General features: G+C 48.5%; 18 protein-coding genes. All 18 read right to left on the bottom strand.

Going from position 1 to position 16,438, the window contains the following annotated elements:
- Window positions 1–295 precede the first annotated feature (295 nt).
- The 18 genes from VLX91_17205 to VLX91_17120 all read right to left on the bottom strand — a co-directional run bounded on the left by VLX91_17205 (window position 296) and on the right by VLX91_17120 (window position 16,281).
- Entirely contained in the window at window positions 296–535 is a 240-nt protein-coding gene (locus VLX91_17205; GenBank protein ID HUI31951.1) for a hypothetical protein, read from the bottom strand.
- 14 nt (window positions 536–549) lie between these two features.
- Window positions 550–969, bottom strand: a complete 420-nt coding sequence (locus VLX91_17200) for a hypothetical protein (protein HUI31950.1) — start codon at window positions 967–969, stop codon at window positions 550–552.
- Window positions 970–984: 15 nt separating this feature from the next.
- A complete protein-coding gene (locus VLX91_17195) occupies window positions 985–1,536 on the bottom strand; it encodes an RNA polymerase sigma factor (protein ID HUI31949.1) in 552 nt (183 codons plus the stop codon).
- A 341-nt stretch (window positions 1,537–1,877) separates the two neighbouring features.
- Window positions 1,878–2,507: a hypothetical protein gene (locus VLX91_17190; protein HUI31948.1), complete on the bottom strand. Its 630-nt coding sequence runs from the start codon at window positions 2,505–2,507 to the stop codon at window positions 1,878–1,880.
- Window positions 2,508–2,610: 103 nt separating this feature from the next.
- Entirely contained in the window at window positions 2,611–3,270 is a 660-nt protein-coding gene (locus tag VLX91_17185) for a CPBP family intramembrane glutamic endopeptidase (GenBank protein ID HUI31947.1), read from the bottom strand.
- 106 nt (window positions 3,271–3,376) lie between these two features.
- Window positions 3,377–4,090 (bottom strand): class I SAM-dependent methyltransferase, encoded by a 714-nt coding sequence (locus tag VLX91_17180; GenBank protein ID HUI31946.1) that lies wholly within the window; start codon window positions 4,088–4,090, stop codon window positions 3,377–3,379.
- Window positions 4,091–4,341: 251 nt separating this feature from the next.
- A complete protein-coding gene (locus tag VLX91_17175; protein HUI31945.1) occupies window positions 4,342–5,607 on the bottom strand; it encodes a hypothetical protein in 1,266 nt (421 codons plus the stop codon).
- Between the two features lie 85 nt (window positions 5,608–5,692).
- Window positions 5,693–5,995 (bottom strand): HNH endonuclease signature motif containing protein, encoded by a 303-nt coding sequence (locus VLX91_17170; GenBank protein ID HUI31944.1) that lies wholly within the window; start codon window positions 5,993–5,995, stop codon window positions 5,693–5,695.
- Between the two features lie 71 nt (window positions 5,996–6,066).
- A complete protein-coding gene (locus VLX91_17165; protein ID HUI31943.1) occupies window positions 6,067–8,739 on the bottom strand; it encodes a DEAD/DEAH box helicase family protein in 2,673 nt (890 codons plus the stop codon).
- Window positions 8,740–8,741: 2 nt separating this feature from the next.
- Window positions 8,742–9,272 (bottom strand): hypothetical protein, encoded by a 531-nt coding sequence (locus VLX91_17160; protein HUI31942.1) that lies wholly within the window; start codon window positions 9,270–9,272, stop codon window positions 8,742–8,744.
- A gap of 10 nt (window positions 9,273–9,282) precedes the next feature.
- Window positions 9,283–10,614, bottom strand: coding sequence for an AAA family ATPase (locus tag VLX91_17155; GenBank protein HUI31941.1), 1,332 nt, complete (start codon window positions 10,612–10,614; stop codon window positions 9,283–9,285).
- 84 nt (window positions 10,615–10,698) lie between these two features.
- Window positions 10,699–12,672: a site-specific DNA-methyltransferase gene (locus VLX91_17150; protein ID HUI31940.1), complete on the bottom strand. Its 1,974-nt coding sequence runs from the start codon at window positions 12,670–12,672 to the stop codon at window positions 10,699–10,701.
- Window positions 12,672–13,109 (bottom strand): hypothetical protein, encoded by a 438-nt coding sequence (locus VLX91_17145; protein HUI31939.1) that lies wholly within the window; start codon window positions 13,107–13,109, stop codon window positions 12,672–12,674. The genes VLX91_17150 and VLX91_17145 overlap by 1 nt, the downstream gene beginning before the upstream one ends.
- Before the next feature lie 133 nt (window positions 13,110–13,242).
- On the bottom strand, window positions 13,243–13,881 hold the full coding sequence (locus VLX91_17140; GenBank protein HUI31938.1) for a cation transporter: 639 nt from the start codon (window positions 13,879–13,881) through the stop codon (window positions 13,243–13,245).
- A complete protein-coding gene (locus VLX91_17135) occupies window positions 13,878–14,462 on the bottom strand; it encodes a methyltransferase domain-containing protein (protein ID HUI31937.1) in 585 nt (194 codons plus the stop codon). The genes VLX91_17140 and VLX91_17135 overlap by 4 nt, the downstream gene beginning before the upstream one ends.
- Window positions 14,463–14,665: 203 nt before the next feature.
- Window positions 14,666–15,532 (bottom strand): ImmA/IrrE family metallo-endopeptidase, encoded by an 867-nt coding sequence (locus VLX91_17130; protein ID HUI31936.1) that lies wholly within the window; start codon window positions 15,530–15,532, stop codon window positions 14,666–14,668.
- Window positions 15,533–15,664: 132 nt separating this feature from the next.
- Window positions 15,665–15,868, bottom strand: a complete 204-nt coding sequence (locus VLX91_17125; protein ID HUI31935.1) for a hypothetical protein — start codon at window positions 15,866–15,868, stop codon at window positions 15,665–15,667.
- Entirely contained in the window at window positions 15,865–16,281 is a 417-nt protein-coding gene (locus VLX91_17120; GenBank protein HUI31934.1) for a hypothetical protein, read from the bottom strand. The genes VLX91_17125 and VLX91_17120 overlap by 4 nt, the downstream gene beginning before the upstream one ends.
- Between the last annotated feature and the right edge of the window lie 157 nt (window positions 16,282–16,438).

Below are 16,438 nucleotides of genomic sequence, written 5' to 3'. Positions count from 1 at the left end.
CTGAAATGACAAACCTGTAGTGTTACAATCCCCCTCACGTCTCCTGTCATTGCGAGGAGGCCTGCTTGCAGGGCGACGAAGCAATCCCTTGGTTAGTGATTTCACGAATAGGATTGCTTCTGGCGCTTAAGGCGCCACCGCAATGACGGGTTAGATGAGAGCGGTAAAATCCTTGAATCACCATCCAATAAATTGGACGGCTCAACGAATCTCGAAATCCGCCGCGGGCGGATTGGCGCTCTAGCAAGGCGTCCATTTCTAATGGATGCCTTAATTTGTCCCTCGCGATGACGGGTTAAGTATGAGAATGCCACCCCGCACCCGTCGTGAAGTACGCGATCAGATTATACAAGGCACCAATTATCAGGAGATAGAACACCCAGTTGATCAAGGTATCGCTTGCGGAGTGAGAGTGGCTGTCGATCCTCAGGAATGCGTAAACTGCACCTACTACACCGGCGACAAAAACGAGCCACCCTGCCAAGGAAGCCGGGAGGTAGAATATCCCTTTCCGCCTGAACCAAAGTAATTTCATTTTGCTCCGCTCCATTATAAGTAAATGAATATGACGATAATCGACACTAAAACTATAACAACGTTCAGCCACACTATCCGCAGGAGTCCGGAAGCCTGAGGCTTTCCAGCTTCACGATAGATCCTCAGCATCGCAGGTAAATTCATGGCTATAGATAATCCTGGAAGAATCAGGAACACGAGGATGGACAACCATCCGTCTCTCGTCGCGAATTCGTGGAGGTTCCTCGTCAGGGTCTCATGCGGAACAAACAATGTCTTCATGAAAAGCGCGACCAAGACGTATAGCGAAACGCCAAGCCACCACCAGCTCACGAGAGACCTGTTGCGGGCCTCGGCGATCGCATTTGCCAGGACATCCTGGTGTTTCAGTTCATCAACCATGGGTTTCTCCATATGTTTCAGTCTCTCTTCAAATTCCTGCATTTCTTCCATCGTTAATTCCTCGCCTCAGAATTGGTTGCACATCTCGTGAAGTTTTCGAAGCCCTCTGGAAATGAGCGACTTCAGTGTTCCTTCCTTGATCCCGAGTATCGCGCATATCTCCCCGTTGTCCTTCTCTTCGAAGTAACGAAGTGAGATCACTTCCTGGTATTTGATCGGGAGCGTCTTGAGCGCGGCGAGAACCGCCTGGAATTCCTCGTGTCTATGGAACTCCTCTTCGATCTGCTTTCGATCTTCGTTGAGCGATGCTCTCAGCGACCCGGCGGACTCGATGTCGACCCTATCCAGGAGTGAGGATCTCTTTTTTCTGAAATACATATTGAGTTCGTTTGTCGCGATGCGATAGAGCCAAACCTTGAGAGATACACCCTTATATGTGAATGCATTTATGTATTTCAGCGCCTTGTAAAATGTCTCCGCCGCGATGTCAGCTGAGTCGTCCACTTTCCCCGTTCTCCTAAGCACGTAGCCAAAGATCGGCTTATAGTATTCCTTGAAGACGACCGAGAAAGCTCCAGGGTCGGCCTTGATTCTTTCGAGAAGTTCCGGGTCGGTCATCGTACCATATTGTAATACATCTGAATCAATAATGCAGGAACGTTGAAATGGTTGCACGGGTATGGAGGTGAATCTATTTTCGTCTCATGAAACGCGAGAGGAGTACCTTGCTTCGTGCGACTAGCATGTCCCGAGTTTTCGAGTGACGGCAATCCGTCACTTGATGGCACTCTCCCTTTTCAGTTCTCATTCCCCTCACCGCCTTGCGGGATCCCCTCATATAAAGTATTTTGGGCGGGATATGCTCTTAGTGGAAATCCAAGCCGCGATGCCGGGCTACCCGAGCGCATCCTGGCACACGCCCCTCCGTCAGCGCAGTGACAATATCTATTGAACCCGACTTACTTCATACTCCACATCTTATACCTTTCGAGGATCGTCCAGCCCCCTTCTTGCCACCCGAGCATGACGTATTCCCCGTAGGTCTTCGAGCTGTCGGTCCAGTTTGCCGCGGCAACGTACACAAGAGCAAGCGTCTTTTCCTTATTGAAGCCTACCCGCGAATGGTAGACGGCAAAGTCCGGAGCGCCGAGCTCTTTCGGGACACTCGAAGTTGACGTTGGTCCCCAGATGATTTGTTTGACATTCAATGGCAGAGTCTTATCTACGACAGTGCTGGTCTCCGACTTCGACATCAGGTCGAGAAAGACCTCTGTCGTCAGGGAGTGGAGGCTGCCCGCAAGCATATTGTACACGTCCTGCGGGGATTGGTCCTGAGTCCGCATGCCGCTGCAGCCCACAAAGCTGAAACCGGTATTAGCGGGCGGATCGCACTCAAATGTCGTCGTCCGATTGGACAGCATGAACCAGCGCGGATGCTTCGGCAAGTGATCTGCTTTGACTACCGCAGCGACTACGGAGTACTCCACAGAGTCCATCGGCCCTGCTTTCGAGCCTGATGGTAGGTCCTGTGAAAATCCACAGATTGTCAGGGACATTGACAGCACAAAAGTCAGAAGAATCTTGAACATTTAAGCCTCCTTGATATAGTTTATTATCGATCACCGCAATCGCCTTCGGCCGTGCAGCAATACATGCGCACTTAGATCTAGCGATGTCACCCGCTGTCCTGTCTCACATGTATCTCACAAAAGCCAGTATATCCCACAAAGCGTGGACGATCACCGGGGCTTCTATCGATCTGTATTTGGTATAGTACAGAGCCATGATCGCGCCGAAGATAAAAACGAAAGCCATTCCGTAGACGCCCTGATAAGTGTGGTATGAGATTCGGATCACGATCGTTAAGACACCAATCGATATGGCGGAGATCCTCCCCTCCAAAGCGTGGTACGAAAGTCTCAATAAGAAAAACTCCTCAAAGTACGCGTTCACTATCGACAACACTATAACCAGAGGCGCGATTACTTTTGTGGCGGTGCTGAAAGTTGATGTCGTGTGATGATAATTAGGAGCGAGAACATGAACGAGAACCGAAAGGACCAGGGTGGTCGCCAATAAGCAAATCAGGAAGAGTCCGATCGACCATAAAATCTGGCCCGACCTCAACTTGAAACCAAAGACCGACATATCATACCCCATTTTTCGAAACAACAGGAACGCTACAAGTAAACAGATAAGCTCTTCAGCGAGTAGAATAGCGAAACGAGTGTTCGAGGCAGGAACGTCCACTCCGTGGTATAAAAAGAACGAATAGGCACTCTTCACTATAAGCGGTAGGAATACAAAGGCCATCAAAATGCAATAGACATAAACAGGTATACGTTTTGCCATGATTTCCCTTCTGTTCTTATCAACTCCTTTCGGACACGGAATGCACTCTACTATTGTACCGACGACGGATTAATAACAGCGTTTGTCATGTGCCCTCCGACGGCGCTCATTCTTTTTTCTTTGCGACTACCGCATGAAGCCACAGCGACCTGTGCGGGAACCTTGCCTTCACGATCTTCGCCTCCATCCCCTCATTCCTGAATACATCGCGGTACGCTTTTGTGAAACCTCCATCGGATATGACTGCAGTCCCGCCGGGCTTCAAGACCCGCGCGATCTCCCTGCATGCCTGATCCCTTCCTTCCTTACCCTTAATGTTATGCAGACAGAGGTTTGAAAGAACCACGTCGAAGGATCCGGATGGGAAAGATGTCTTCCGTATATCTTCGTTCCTGATCTCGATTTTGTCACGTACGCCCTCCAGCTCGGAATTGTGCAATGCTCCTTCGGGAGCGTTGTTTGCCATGTCCTGCTTTCTCCAGATATCTACGCCGACGGTCTTCCCGGCCCTCTTTGCCGCGCCGATGAGGAGGAGGCCGCGTCCTGTCCCGACATCGAGTACCGTCTCGTTCCCCTTCCAATCCACTAAAGACAGGAGGGCATCACGGTGCCTCAGCTTCCCGAACCTGACATACGAAAAATGCCACGCCGTAACGACGAGAAACCCCAATCCAAATGCGAATACTATATACGCGGCGATCCTGATGAGGAGTGAAGACGACAAGAACAAAAGGAGATCGACGATAGCGACGGCGCATAGAGAGATAACCAATGCCGCGGGATTTCCGTCAAAGCCGTAATCTGGTTTTGAATTACTCATGAAGTTTTTCTGATAATGTATGGAGAAATAATTAGATTTCCTTGCGTCGTACCTGATTGTCCGGTAGAGGAAAAGCCACATCGAGACATCAATATGCCGCCGCCGGCAGGCAAAGAAGTAAAAGCAGTTTGCGTTTCGCGAAGCTATTTGGAATGACAGCGGGGGCACGTGTGAACGTGCCCTTGGTTATTTATGGGGAAGTGGACACGTGAATTAATCCGAAGAGATACTCTTGAACGACAGCCTATCCCTCATTCAGCTTGTTCACAATATTTTTCGAGCACGTCCGACTTAAGGAATTCCAATTGCTTATCGTTATACAGTTCACGAAGTCTGTCGTAGGAAATATATGTACACTTTTCAGAAAGTGCTCCGCCTTCCAACAAGGAAAACACTGGACGTTTGATTTCTTCAAATACTTTCTCGCTTCTTGAAGGTGGCGCGACAATGTGCAATTTGATATCAATATTGGGTAGCAAAGCAAGAAGATCGGCCATTCGTAACAATCCCGAATAGATGGAAGTTGTATGCTCGACCTCGAAGGCTCTAACAATTGCTCGTCGGTTTAGCCAGAGCACATCTATGTTCTCGATTGTCTTCATGGCTGTTTCGTCATAGTTCAATGGCAGTCTGTCAAGCAGTTCTTCTCCTGTAGGATGCCAGACCCTGAGAATTCTTGATCGATCTCCTTTGGGAATCCAAATCTGCATTCCCATTTTTGCTCCGATTTCCGCTACGATTGCCTGCATTGCAATTGACTCCCTAGGTCCTTCCTCTTCGGCATCATAGGAGGTATCGTCATCATCGTCGCGCGGTATACTCACCTCCACAGGTTTCTTTCCGATCTCAACAGTATGTGTACCTCTCCAGAGAGCCTTTGCCGGCGAGCGATAACAGAATTCCGAAATCGTTCGAGCGGACCCTTCCACACCTTCAGACCTAAATCCCCGGAGGATTATTTCGTTCGTGTTTGCGAACCTGACACCTGAAGTGGCATTGTCATAATCAAATGTCATTGGAAATCCAAAGTGTTCAATAATGAGCCTTCTGTCTTTCATAGAGATTATGCTGATATTGCTCATCGGGTCGTACGCCGCAAGGAAAGCGTTGATCACGTTCCCGCTCGGCCCAGTTAGATTATTCTTCCTGCCTTTATTCATCTCATAAAGTGAATCAACGTTAGCGGCTCTCTCTCCTGTATCGGCCGTTTCAAATATCTGAGTTATGAGCTTTGACAAATCTTTCTTTGAGCATAACTCGTGAAACATTCTTCGCCATGCCCCCTGTGCAACCATGGCTTTCGCGATGGCTTCGGATTCGCTATTGTTCCCTTTCCCATGTCGATCAAGTATCCTTACAATAGGGTCGATGTTGTCATCCGTAAGTGAATCGGGTGAACCATTTACAATTTTATCATTCCAAAACCGACGAAAGGTCCGACTCTGTTCAGCCCAGATCGCATCCTTCGCATCGGCATCATAGATAGTAAGGAATTGCTCGAATTGATCTTTCAACATAGCAAATACACTCCTATAAACATTATCATTTATTACAAAATACTCTGCCCGATTAAGCGCAGGCAGATTTTTCTAACTTGGTCAGTTAATCTTCAGATTCCTTAATCTCAACATTTTTCTTTCCCGAAGACGTTACCTTGCATCCTAGTCTACTGTCACTTTTGCTTAAATTGTTCTGCCATTGTAAGGGTCTAAGATTGTCTTTCGTATCTGGGCCTCCCGGGGATATATGGTCAATCTCCCATCCGTAATCGGATTTTCTGTTTCCGTATTGCATGCGATGAATCCACGCACCGCACTGGTCTTTTCTCCATACGTCCGGGTCATAGCCTGCGACGGCTTTACCATCGTTCCATACCTTTTGAATTTCTTCTTCAGAAAAAGCCATCTTAAGCCTCCTATGATTTAGTTTTTGATTTTTTTATCTGCTTCTTACTTGAAGCCGCCCTTTTGATCTAGTCACTTTATTTGGCTTGCTTCCCTTTCCACATCTTCAAGCTTTGTCGCCTCTGTGAAATAAACTTCCTTGAGCTCTGCAAAGTGCTTCTTCCCGCATTCGATCTTCTGGTTCTCGCTTTCGAGGCGCTTGGATTTATCGAGGGTCGATTTCGTTTCCGCCACGAAGTAAAGCCGCTTTTCTTTCTTCAGCATCAAAGCCCAATCGGGTCTGTATTTCCCAACCGGAGTTTCTATCTCAAACCACCGCGGGAGCTTCAAGAAAAACTCTACGTCATCGCTGGTATCACAAGCGTTGGCAAATTTGCGCTCTGTCTCCGACAGCGAATCTATCTCTATGTTGTCGAAGATAGTCTTCTCTTTGTTCTTGACACCGTAAAGATTTGATAGATACTCTTCTATCTCGTCAGTCTGGAACTGGTGCATCTCGTAATACTCGTTCTCTATCTTTTGGTATTTGACACCATCGACCATAGTTGCTTCCAGTTCAGTCTTTATCTCGTGCACTGTACTTTCAAGAAACAACTGCGGATTCTTCAGGCAATCAAGGAGCCTTCCCGATTGGCGTAGGATTTCCATTATGGTAGAACGCGTAAGATGCGTTCTTTGCTCGATGTAGCCGACAATATCGGGGATTGCCACTGTGCCGTATTCCGGAGCATGAAACTCAATCGACTTCCCTTCACCAGTGACGCCTGATTTTTCCATGACAAGCTTGGTTCGCTGGGCAACGATTCGAGGCGCAAGAATCTCACACATCTTGCTAACCCGCTTCGCAGCCTTGCGAGTCAGTTCGTCGGTTAGGTATTCGACGCGGTACGTTGTCTTCTGTCTTATGCGTTCCCAAAGCTCAATGAATTTCGGATCTGCGTCGTACCCTTTCCGCAGAGTGACTTTCTTCTTTTCATTCTTGTTCTTTATCCTTCCTTCGAACTTCTCTCCCGTCTCGTCTTCGATTTCTTTCTGGAGCTTTTTTGCAAATTGCTCGTAGCTCTCATTCGCGATTACGGTCAATCTGTTTACCGCCTTCTCAAACACCCTGTTTCCGTCGGAGTTGACAGCAAGCCTGAGCCCCCGTCCAATCTCCTGCCGCTTCTTTAGCTCGGAGGTGGTCTCGTTCAGTGTGCAAAGCTGGAAGACATTGGGATTGTCCCAGCCTTCGCGCAAGGCTGAATGGCTGAAGATAAACCGGAGAGGCTCATTAATTTCAAGGAGCTTCTCCTTGTCTTTCATGATGAGTTCGTAAGCCTCGGTATCGGTTTCAGAAGTTTTCCCCTCGCGGGAATCTTTCATCAAGCCTTTCTTGTCCTGGGCAAAGTAGCCGTTGTGGACCTGAGCAGCGCCGAATGGTATCACTCCTCTAAACTCAGGTTTGCCTGCGTACTCTTTGAAGATTTCTTCAAACCAGACAGCGAACTTTCCGTCTCCCTTCTTGCCATCTTCATAGAGGCGGTAGTTATTTACTTTGTCTATGAACAGGAGAGATAAAACCTTGATGCCTTTTGGCCTCAGGACTGCTTCCTTTCGGAAATGTTCCTCGACCGTCTTTCTTATCTGGACTTTCATTATGTCGTCCCGAAGGCCGCCCGTAGTCTCTCCAAGACTTATTCTTAACCCTCCCGAAAATTCGACAAAGCCCTCATCGGCATCTATTGAGTTTACTATATACCCATCACGGTACATCTCTCTTTTGTTCGATAGGTCATACAGGTTATCGCCATTATCGAGATAGGCGGACTTCCTCAAGACCGATTCTGCGCCTTCATAATCAAATGAGAGCTTTGCTCTCGGAGGTCTTTTCTTCTGCGTCTTTATCCCTTCAAGCTTCACAAATGCCTGGTTGAAACTGTCCTCGCTGACTACCGAATCGACTTCGATCTGCTTTACCAATCCAAGGTCATAAGCTTTGACAGGACTCAGTTTATAGACAAGATTATAAACATCCCGATGCGTTGCGGAATATCGGAGAGTGCATGATGGCTTTAGGTTAGCAATTGCCTCCTTCCGAAGATCGGTTTCCATGTTCTGCGGCTCATCCACGATGACAATCGGATTTGTGTATTGAATGAATTCTATCGGCCGCTTTCCCGTGAGCTTGTCGTTCGGCTTGTTGATGATATTCTCATCCTTAGCAAAGGAGTCAATATTGATGACGAGCACCTGGATCGTGTTACTTAAAGCAAAGCCACGCAGAGCTGAGACATTCTTCGAGCCATAGACGGTGTATGTCAAAGGGGCGCGGTTGTAAAGGCTTTGAAAGTGGCCGTATGTTATCTGGAGATTCTTGAGAACTCCTTCGCGAATCGCAATGCTTGGCACGACAATAATGAATTTCTTGAAGCCGTAAGTTTTGTTGAGCTCGTATATGGTGCGAAGATAAACATATGTCTTCCCTGTACCAGTTTCCATCTCGACTGAGAAGTTGAGGCCTTTCAATTCGGAGGATTCTTCTATTCCATTTCGTTTCTGAATAGAGTGGACATTCTTAAGTATTTCCTGCTCCGTCAATCTGATTGCATTCCCGACACCGTTTTCTGTGAATGCAAGACTTGTGTCTCCCTGCTGAAGCGAGAATTCATAGTCGCCAGTGTTAAGCGGCTGTCCTTCAAAAATGTCCACTACGGATTGGATAGCCTGTATCTGGAAGTCTTGATGTGAGTCGAATTGGAGTTTCATCGTTATGCCTGTTTCTGTCGAAGAAGGAGGGCATCTTCACTTGGTGTACCCCTCTCCAGCCATCCCATGGCATCGTCATCTTGCTTCTCAGGATTTATCCACAAGACACCATTCAATTCTTGGAGAGGGTCTCCGAATTTCCGGTATAACTCTCGCGCTTCTTCATCAAGAGACACGACTCGACATTCACTTGATTTTGCGGCCACAATAAGGCATACGTCTTTGAGCATCGCCCGCTTCTGGGCATCTCCAATTTCGAGTGATTCTATCTTTTTTAGCAAAGTGGTTGGGTCGCCAGCTTCAAGATCGCGGAGTTTGCCTAATGATTTCATACTTGCGGCCCACTGAAAAGCATACTTTGAGGCATTGCGGTTCCATTCTTCATGTATCTTCTCTGTCATTACAAGTTGATTACATATATCTCTGACACGCTCCATGAACTCAATACAGGTCACACCCCTCACGGACTTAAAACCCGCTGCGCGCGCGATCGACGCATCTATAACCAGTTGCTTCTTGAAAGGCTTACTCATCCGGGGAAAGTTACTTACGAACACCTGCGTTGATATACTCCTTCTCCACTCGAAGAGAAACTTCGTCGAAGTCGGATGGCCATTCGCCGAATGCTCCTGTCTGGTCGAGCTCTGCACTAGTCACCTTGGTGTATCCGTCCTTGTTTCTGTCAAACCAGTGGAGAGCCACTAGTCTTCTGTATTCGGGACGCTCAGCTACAAGGGCTTGAAGCTTGCGAAGGAAGAGACTGCTGTGGGTTTCTACAACAACGCGCACTCCCCGACTTGCCGCCCTCAAAAATATCTCAGCCAACGCCGCTTGCGCATTGGGATGAAGATGAATCTCAGGCTCTTCGATGTAGACAAGTTGGTTCTTTCGCGCTGCGAGAAGGGCCACCAAAACCGGAATTGTTTGTGAGACCCCGAAGCCTACGTCCGCAATACTCACCAGATCCTGAGCGCCGCCTCTTCTGGCTGTGACGAGCCGACCTACCCTCAACTCCACTTGTACATCGTCTAAGGGGTGAGCTTCAATTTTCCAAGTCAAACCCAAGACCTGAAGGTCATTAAAGAGTTGTTGGAGTCTCTTGTTGTCCTCTGATTGCCACATATTTATGATGCTCGCCACGTAGTCCTGAAATCTCCCTGGGAATTCCCCGCCTATTGCAGTTACAGGATAGGTTCTCTCAGGATTTCCGCGCAATCCAGGAACATGGATGATATCTCGCAGCCGTGCTTGGAGTTCGAAGCTTGGAGATAGCGGGGCAGCACTTAAAACAGTCCTCACCGTCTTCTCGATATTTTCCGTCAGGGCAAGGGCAAAAAAACAGCGGTCGCGTTGGACTTGCCATGAAAGAGTCGTTTTCCTTTCCTTGGAAAACGCCTCTGCAAGTTCCTTCAATTGGGCGGGAATTACGTAAGAGGCACTATCAACGATCATACCATTCTTGAACTCAAATAGCTTGCCATCTCCACCGTATTCCATCTTGGCAAGTTGGGGGCCTGAAGTGCCTTTTGAAAATATTGACTTTATGTAGTAACTGCCATCTGTCTCGATAGCAACCACCATTTCCTTGGCGTATTCGTTTCCGCCCATGTTGCTAAAGAACTGGCCAGCCGACGTGAACCTAACGTTAGGACCATTGAGCAAAAGCGGTCCCGGGTCATATGGAGACTCAAGGGTCTGTTTCATCATGAGCATGGGTTGCATAATGCTGGACTTTCCTGAACAGTTTGCTCCTGCCAAGACGGTGAGCCGTCTAACGGGGATTTCGCAAGTGCTACTTAGCGATTTAAATCCGGTTACAGAGATCTTGGTTATACCTTGGATCTCTGGATCTTCCATCGTAGAATCTTCTTTCATGTCTCACTCCTTAAAAATAAAACGAGATCGGTCTTCTGTTGACTGCCATAGGAACATGATGCCAAGACCAATCCGACCCAAATATCATATCGTCCTAAACTCCACTCCCGCGTCCTTCATCTGCAACGCGGTATTTGTCTTTAACTGATCGTTGCCTGCGAAGAGGCGGTCGAGGCAAATAAAATTCTTCGGCTTCATTTTGACGACCTCAGCTATTGCCTTTTGGGTAATCTTTTCAAGCGCAAGCGCAATCTCGCCTTCGGCAATCGAATAGATCGCGACATTGCCGACTGTTCGCTTCTCCATCTTCGTTGTCAACTCATACCCCGACTTAACAAGTATCTCCCACGCCATGTCGTTGGCGTCAGAGCCAGTCTTGACGGGATCAGTAAAAGCATCCATCTGTTTTTTCAGATCGTCGCCGTTCTCAATCGTATCTGTCCGCCAGACCTTGAAGGTCGACGGCTCAAGCGTGAAGGCTTTGAATCCGAGGTCCAAGGATTTGTCTTTGAACAGGTCACGCTGTGTTTCGATTTCTTCATTGATCTTCTCACTCACCCTTCGGATACGCACTCTGCAAATATCCGCGATCGTTTTGTAGTTCGCTTTGTACGCATCCGACTCCTCATCAATCTTCTCTGGAAGCTGTATCAGGATAAACTTTCTGTTACCGCCGTCTTCCTTGTTCAGTTCCATGACAGCTTGTGCCGTTGTGCCACTGCCGGCAAAGAAGTCGAGGACGATGCTATCTGTGTAAGTCACGAGCGAAATGAGTCGTCTAATTACTCCCGCGTCCTTTGGAAAGTCGAAAACTTTTTCCTGCAAGATGCCCTTCAGATCAGCACTTGCCCCTCTCCTATCTCTATAAAATACGCTACTGGGTGCTTGATACTCATTCTCACGCAAATAGACTTTAATGTTTGGCACTGAAGACTCATCGGGTCCAAAATGCACGCGATCAGCGGCTAACTCTTCTTGCATCCTTGGATATTCCCATCTCCATCCTCTTGCTGGGATTTGAACGGGCTTCTTGGTCACTGGGTGGAGGACTTCATACCTTGGTCGATTTTTCCTTCCATCGTCTGGGCCGGATATATCACTCGCAAAATAGACACCTTCTTTATCCGCCCAGTGGTAGTGTTCATGTTCTTTTGCAGGATCATATGGCTTAAGGCCGCGATACCATTCTTGTAAACCTTCGCTGACAGCAGACCAATCTTTGCCATATTTCCTCTTCAATTTCTCATACTGAGAATAAATCCGATCTATACCTTCCTTTTTTTCTTTCCATACATTCCCAGATGAAATTTTAGCCGCTGACGACTTGCCATAAGACAAAATATATTCATGGCTTACACTAACCTGCTTCGAATCGTTTTTCCTCCCTCCAAACCAGACAAACGCGGCCACAAAATTCTCTTCTCCAAAAACCTCATTCATCATTAGCCGCAGGTTGTGCATCTCGTTGTCGTCAATCGAAACGAATATCACACCGTCGTCGAGCAGAAGATTCCTCGCGAGGAAGAGCCGCGGGTACATCATGGATAGCCAGTTGGAATGGTACTGCCCGTTCTCTTTGCTGTTCTTTCTGAAGAATCCTTCCTTCGTCAGGTAACCCGCCTCATCTTTGTCGCCGATGCGCTTCAGGTATTCATCTTTGCTCTCGCTGAACTTGTCGGGATAAATGAAGCTGTCGTTGCCCGTGTTGTATGGCGGGTCGATGTAGATCATCTTCACCTTCCCATAGTACGACTTCTGTAGCACTTTCAGCACTTCAAGGTTTTCGCCTTCGATGAAGATATTTTGCGTCGTGTCAAAATCAACCGACTGTTCGCGCTGCGGCTTCAGCGTTGCGGTGGTCTGAGTCTGGATCGCTCTGAAGGCGTCACTTTTGCCAGCCCAGTTGAGAACGTACCGTTCGTTGTCGATTGTTGTGTCTTCGCCCAAGGTTAGCTTGAGCTTTTCCCAATCCACCTTCCCATCCGAAACAACTTCCGGGAAAAGTTCTTTCAGCTTACTTAGCTGCTGCTCCCTGATGTTTTGAGATTTACCGTCCATTAATACGGGGTCCTCCGCTTCTTGGCTTTCTTCACGCGAGGAACTGTTCTATTCAGCAAAACGTAAAGACTCATTTTATCAATGTCTTCGGCACTTCTTAGTCCTGAAAACAGTGCGAGATCAATGCACAGCTTATAGATTTCTGTCTCCCATAGTTCACCGATTTTTGACGGGAGATATATCTCAAGTAGGAACTCCGTCTTCTCGAACGGCTTTCGCTTTTCGTCGCCCATGTATGGGTGAAGCGATCGGACCAAAAAATCAAGGACAACCCCTTGAATCGTCCCCCCGCGAAGACCTACAATCTCGGCAAAAAGGATTTTCAGGGTATCATCGTTTATTAGACTTACATCAGTGTGAAGGTAATGATATATGCGTTCTGTCGGCAAAGGCTTTAGGAGCATACAACGCCTCCCCGCAATTGCAATTTTTCCCACTCCAATTCTTTTTCCAAGTTGATTAAAAGTAATCGACATGAACCGAAGAATCAACGGGGATGCGGTTAGCTGATAGATCATGGCTCGCAGCTCGTAGGAATTTAGATGATTGAAAAGTGAGGGGCCTCTCTCCTCAGGGATCCTCACAAGCGCATGATTTATCATTCCTTGCCTTCTCAAGAGATTCACGTCCCTCGTTGAATGAGAAGTAGGCTAACGCCAACGAACCGAGGATATCGACATAACCGACTTTCGTCAGCTCGTAAATGCCGCTCGCAACAAGCAAGACTACGGACATGTAAACACAAACCCTGGTACACTGTGCATCCGCGATTATCGCGTCTGAGTCCAGCGCCTTTCCCACCGTGAGCTTCGAATACATGAGGGCAAGCATGACTCCAATTGAAATTAATGAAAGCACTACGCCCGCAAATGTTGTCCCGGGTCTTTCTCCCGTAAGCAGTTTGTAAATACTCGTCGCAAGAAGCCCGAAAACAAGGACGTAAAATGAAATGCCGGTGATTGTCAGGGCGGTCTTTTCAAATTTATCTTTGCTGCTCTCCGGGTCACGCCGGATACGCGATACCATGTGAGCAATACCAAGTCCTGAAATTACCTCGATGAAGCTGTCGATGCCGAAGCCGAAAAGAGTAAGGCTTCCGTCCCTCTGGCCGAAGAAAATAGCGACAAGCCCTTCGGCAAGGTTGTAGGCTATGGTGAAGATGGCCAGCCTGAATGCGGTTCTATAGAGTCTCTCTGAATTATCGTTCATGACCGCCGTTTTATTTCTTTGATAAGCTTGATTCCCCAGTGATACGGTTCTAAAATCCTGCTGTCGCCGTTGAAATGCAAATCGAGGCCGCCGATACTGGCGAGAATCATCTCTTTGTCAGGCCGCGTCTCGATGCGAGGCCCGCGCGGCGTCTCGATATCTTTTCGCCAGTGGATAATGGCTGCCACTCCCGAAGGTTTGAGGATTCGCGAAGCTTCTTGAAGGAGAACCCGTCGTTCGTTGAAATGCAAGATGTTGAAAAGCAGAACCATTCCGGAGCCCGCGGAGTCGAGCCCGGTTCCTTCCTCGAGAACATCGCGAAGAAAGAAATGTACGTTCGTGAGTGCAGCCCTCTCGGCGTTGTTCCGTGCAGCGGCAAGCATCTGTGGGTCTATGTCGAATGAATAAACTTCGCTGCCGGTTTCCTTTGCAACGGTGACAGTGAACGATCCGTAGCCGCATCCGATCTCCACGATCGGGCCGGCTGCGTTTTTTATATCAAGCCATTCTACAATTCCGGGAATATGAAAAAGGCTGTTCCAGTATGTCTCATCCGGCATCCCGCTGTCGGATACTTTCATCTCGCCGGCGCCTCAGGAAATCCGGTTCAGAGTGACCTTTGAGTAGACCTCGAACTCTTTGTTGGGTTCGTCCAGTTCAAAGGTTTCCTCGACCTGATTATCGCGCATCTCTTTCTTCCGAGTGGGTCAAAAGTAAGCGACGCAGCCTTTAGATTCAACGTTCCCAACCCCGGAGATGCATACCGGGATCTCTTAGCTGCGATCTACGCCTGCCACACCACCGTCAACACGCAATCGTAGTTTGGCATCGGCAGGCACTGCTCTACTAAGTAGTGGTTCGGACGGAAGCCGCGGGTATCCGAGAACCATGAATCCGCAAGGACCCTGTGAGGCTTAAGGTCCATTTTCTTTCCCGACCCTTGCGAAAAGAATTTATCGGCTTCCGAAAACTTGTTCACTTTATACCCCTTCCCGACATACCGGTACGGGAATGATTCGCTTATCGCAGACCATGACACCCTTCCTTCGTTATGCGCTCCCTTGCAGCTCATTATCACCGCGACGGGAAAGTTTCCGGCTTGAGAATACCTTATCGCACTTGCGCTGAGCGAGACCCCGAAATATTCCGCGGCTTGTTTGATCGTCTCGATACCCGGCGCTTTGTCCTTCACGAACCCGGCGTACCACTCCTTCTTCATCAGGAGCTCGGCGGCGAAGGCGTTGGCCGCGTTCTCCTCTTCCTTCTTTGATTTGTATCCAACCATGTCTTCCATCCTGCAAAGGTGAATTGGGTTCTTGTCTAAGAGGAAGTGGCCTATCTCGTGGGCGATTGTGAACCGTCTCTGTCCCGGCTCCTTTGAAGACGCCGACACTTTTATCAGCCCCGAAGATTCGGTCCGCACCGAGTATCCCTCGCTGTTCTCCGCGTCCGTTTCTTTCACGATGAGGCCGACGGCGTTGGCGACCGCTTCGATGTCTATGATCCTCTCCGGGTTTTTTGCGTTGAGTTTCCTCAACAGCTCACGCGCCTTCGCTTCGGGTAATGGATACATAGTTTCGTTAGTTAAGTAAAATCCAATGAGGTTCTTCCCTGAATGCCTCCTGTCATCGCGAGGAGCCATCCGCTTCATGCCCGGGATTCCTTCAAGTCCTAATCTCTAACTCACCCCTTTTGTCCCCCTCTCTTCCCGAGAAGAGAGGGGGAAATCCCGCTCGGCGGGAAGAGGGTGAGTTCGGTGGTACATGAGGGGATCCTCCCATACTTACCCGCCGGATCGCCTCAGCAGAAAGAAAGTGCATGTCATTCCGACCAAACTTATCACGACGAAGTCGCGATAAGTGCGCGGAGGAATCTTGTGTGGAGTACCTGTCAACAGGACTTTCATGAGCACTACAGAAGATTTCTCTCCACCTGCGGCGGACGCGTCCGCCGTCTTTTTGGCGGATCGCTCGAAATGACGAATCACTCTTCCTTCCCATCCTCCTTCTTCCCTTCGCTTTCTTCCTTCGCCCGCGCAATGATGTCCAGCTCTTCTTTGTCGGCCAATATTTTCGACGCCTCCTCTTTGCTCATATGCGAAAGTTTCCTGAACGCGAATCCGAATTCGCCTGAATTCCCTTCCGACTTTCCGCCTCCTCTGGTTTGCACGGCAGGCGGACCGCTTTTCTTCTTCAAGCGGCCCAGCATATGATAATATTTTTCCTTGAACGTTTTCCCCTTCGCCAGCATTTCCTGCGCATCGATTTCCTGAATTGCATCGATCAATTCCCCTCTCGATTTCTCAAGATCAATCCCCGCCTCCTTTAAGTATTCCCGGATATACTCCGGCTCTTCGCCGGACATATCGGCATAGAATTTCAGGAACTTTAACAACTCCATTTTTCCTCCCAAATGATTTTTTGTAAGCCGAATCATCGAACAAGCGCCGGCGATTCTTATCTCCGGTGCGACTCCCTCAGCCGGTCACGAACGAAACAGCAAAGCCATTCTCGAGCTGTAATGTTCGGAACCAACCGCCTGCAATCTTGTTGACCGG

This window comes from Candidatus Acidiferrales bacterium (genome assembly GCA_035515795.1).
Taxonomy (GTDB): domain Bacteria; phylum Bacteroidota; class Ignavibacteria; order Kryptoniales; family JAKASW01; genus JAKASW01.
This window is presented reverse-complemented; position numbering and strand designations above follow the sequence as displayed.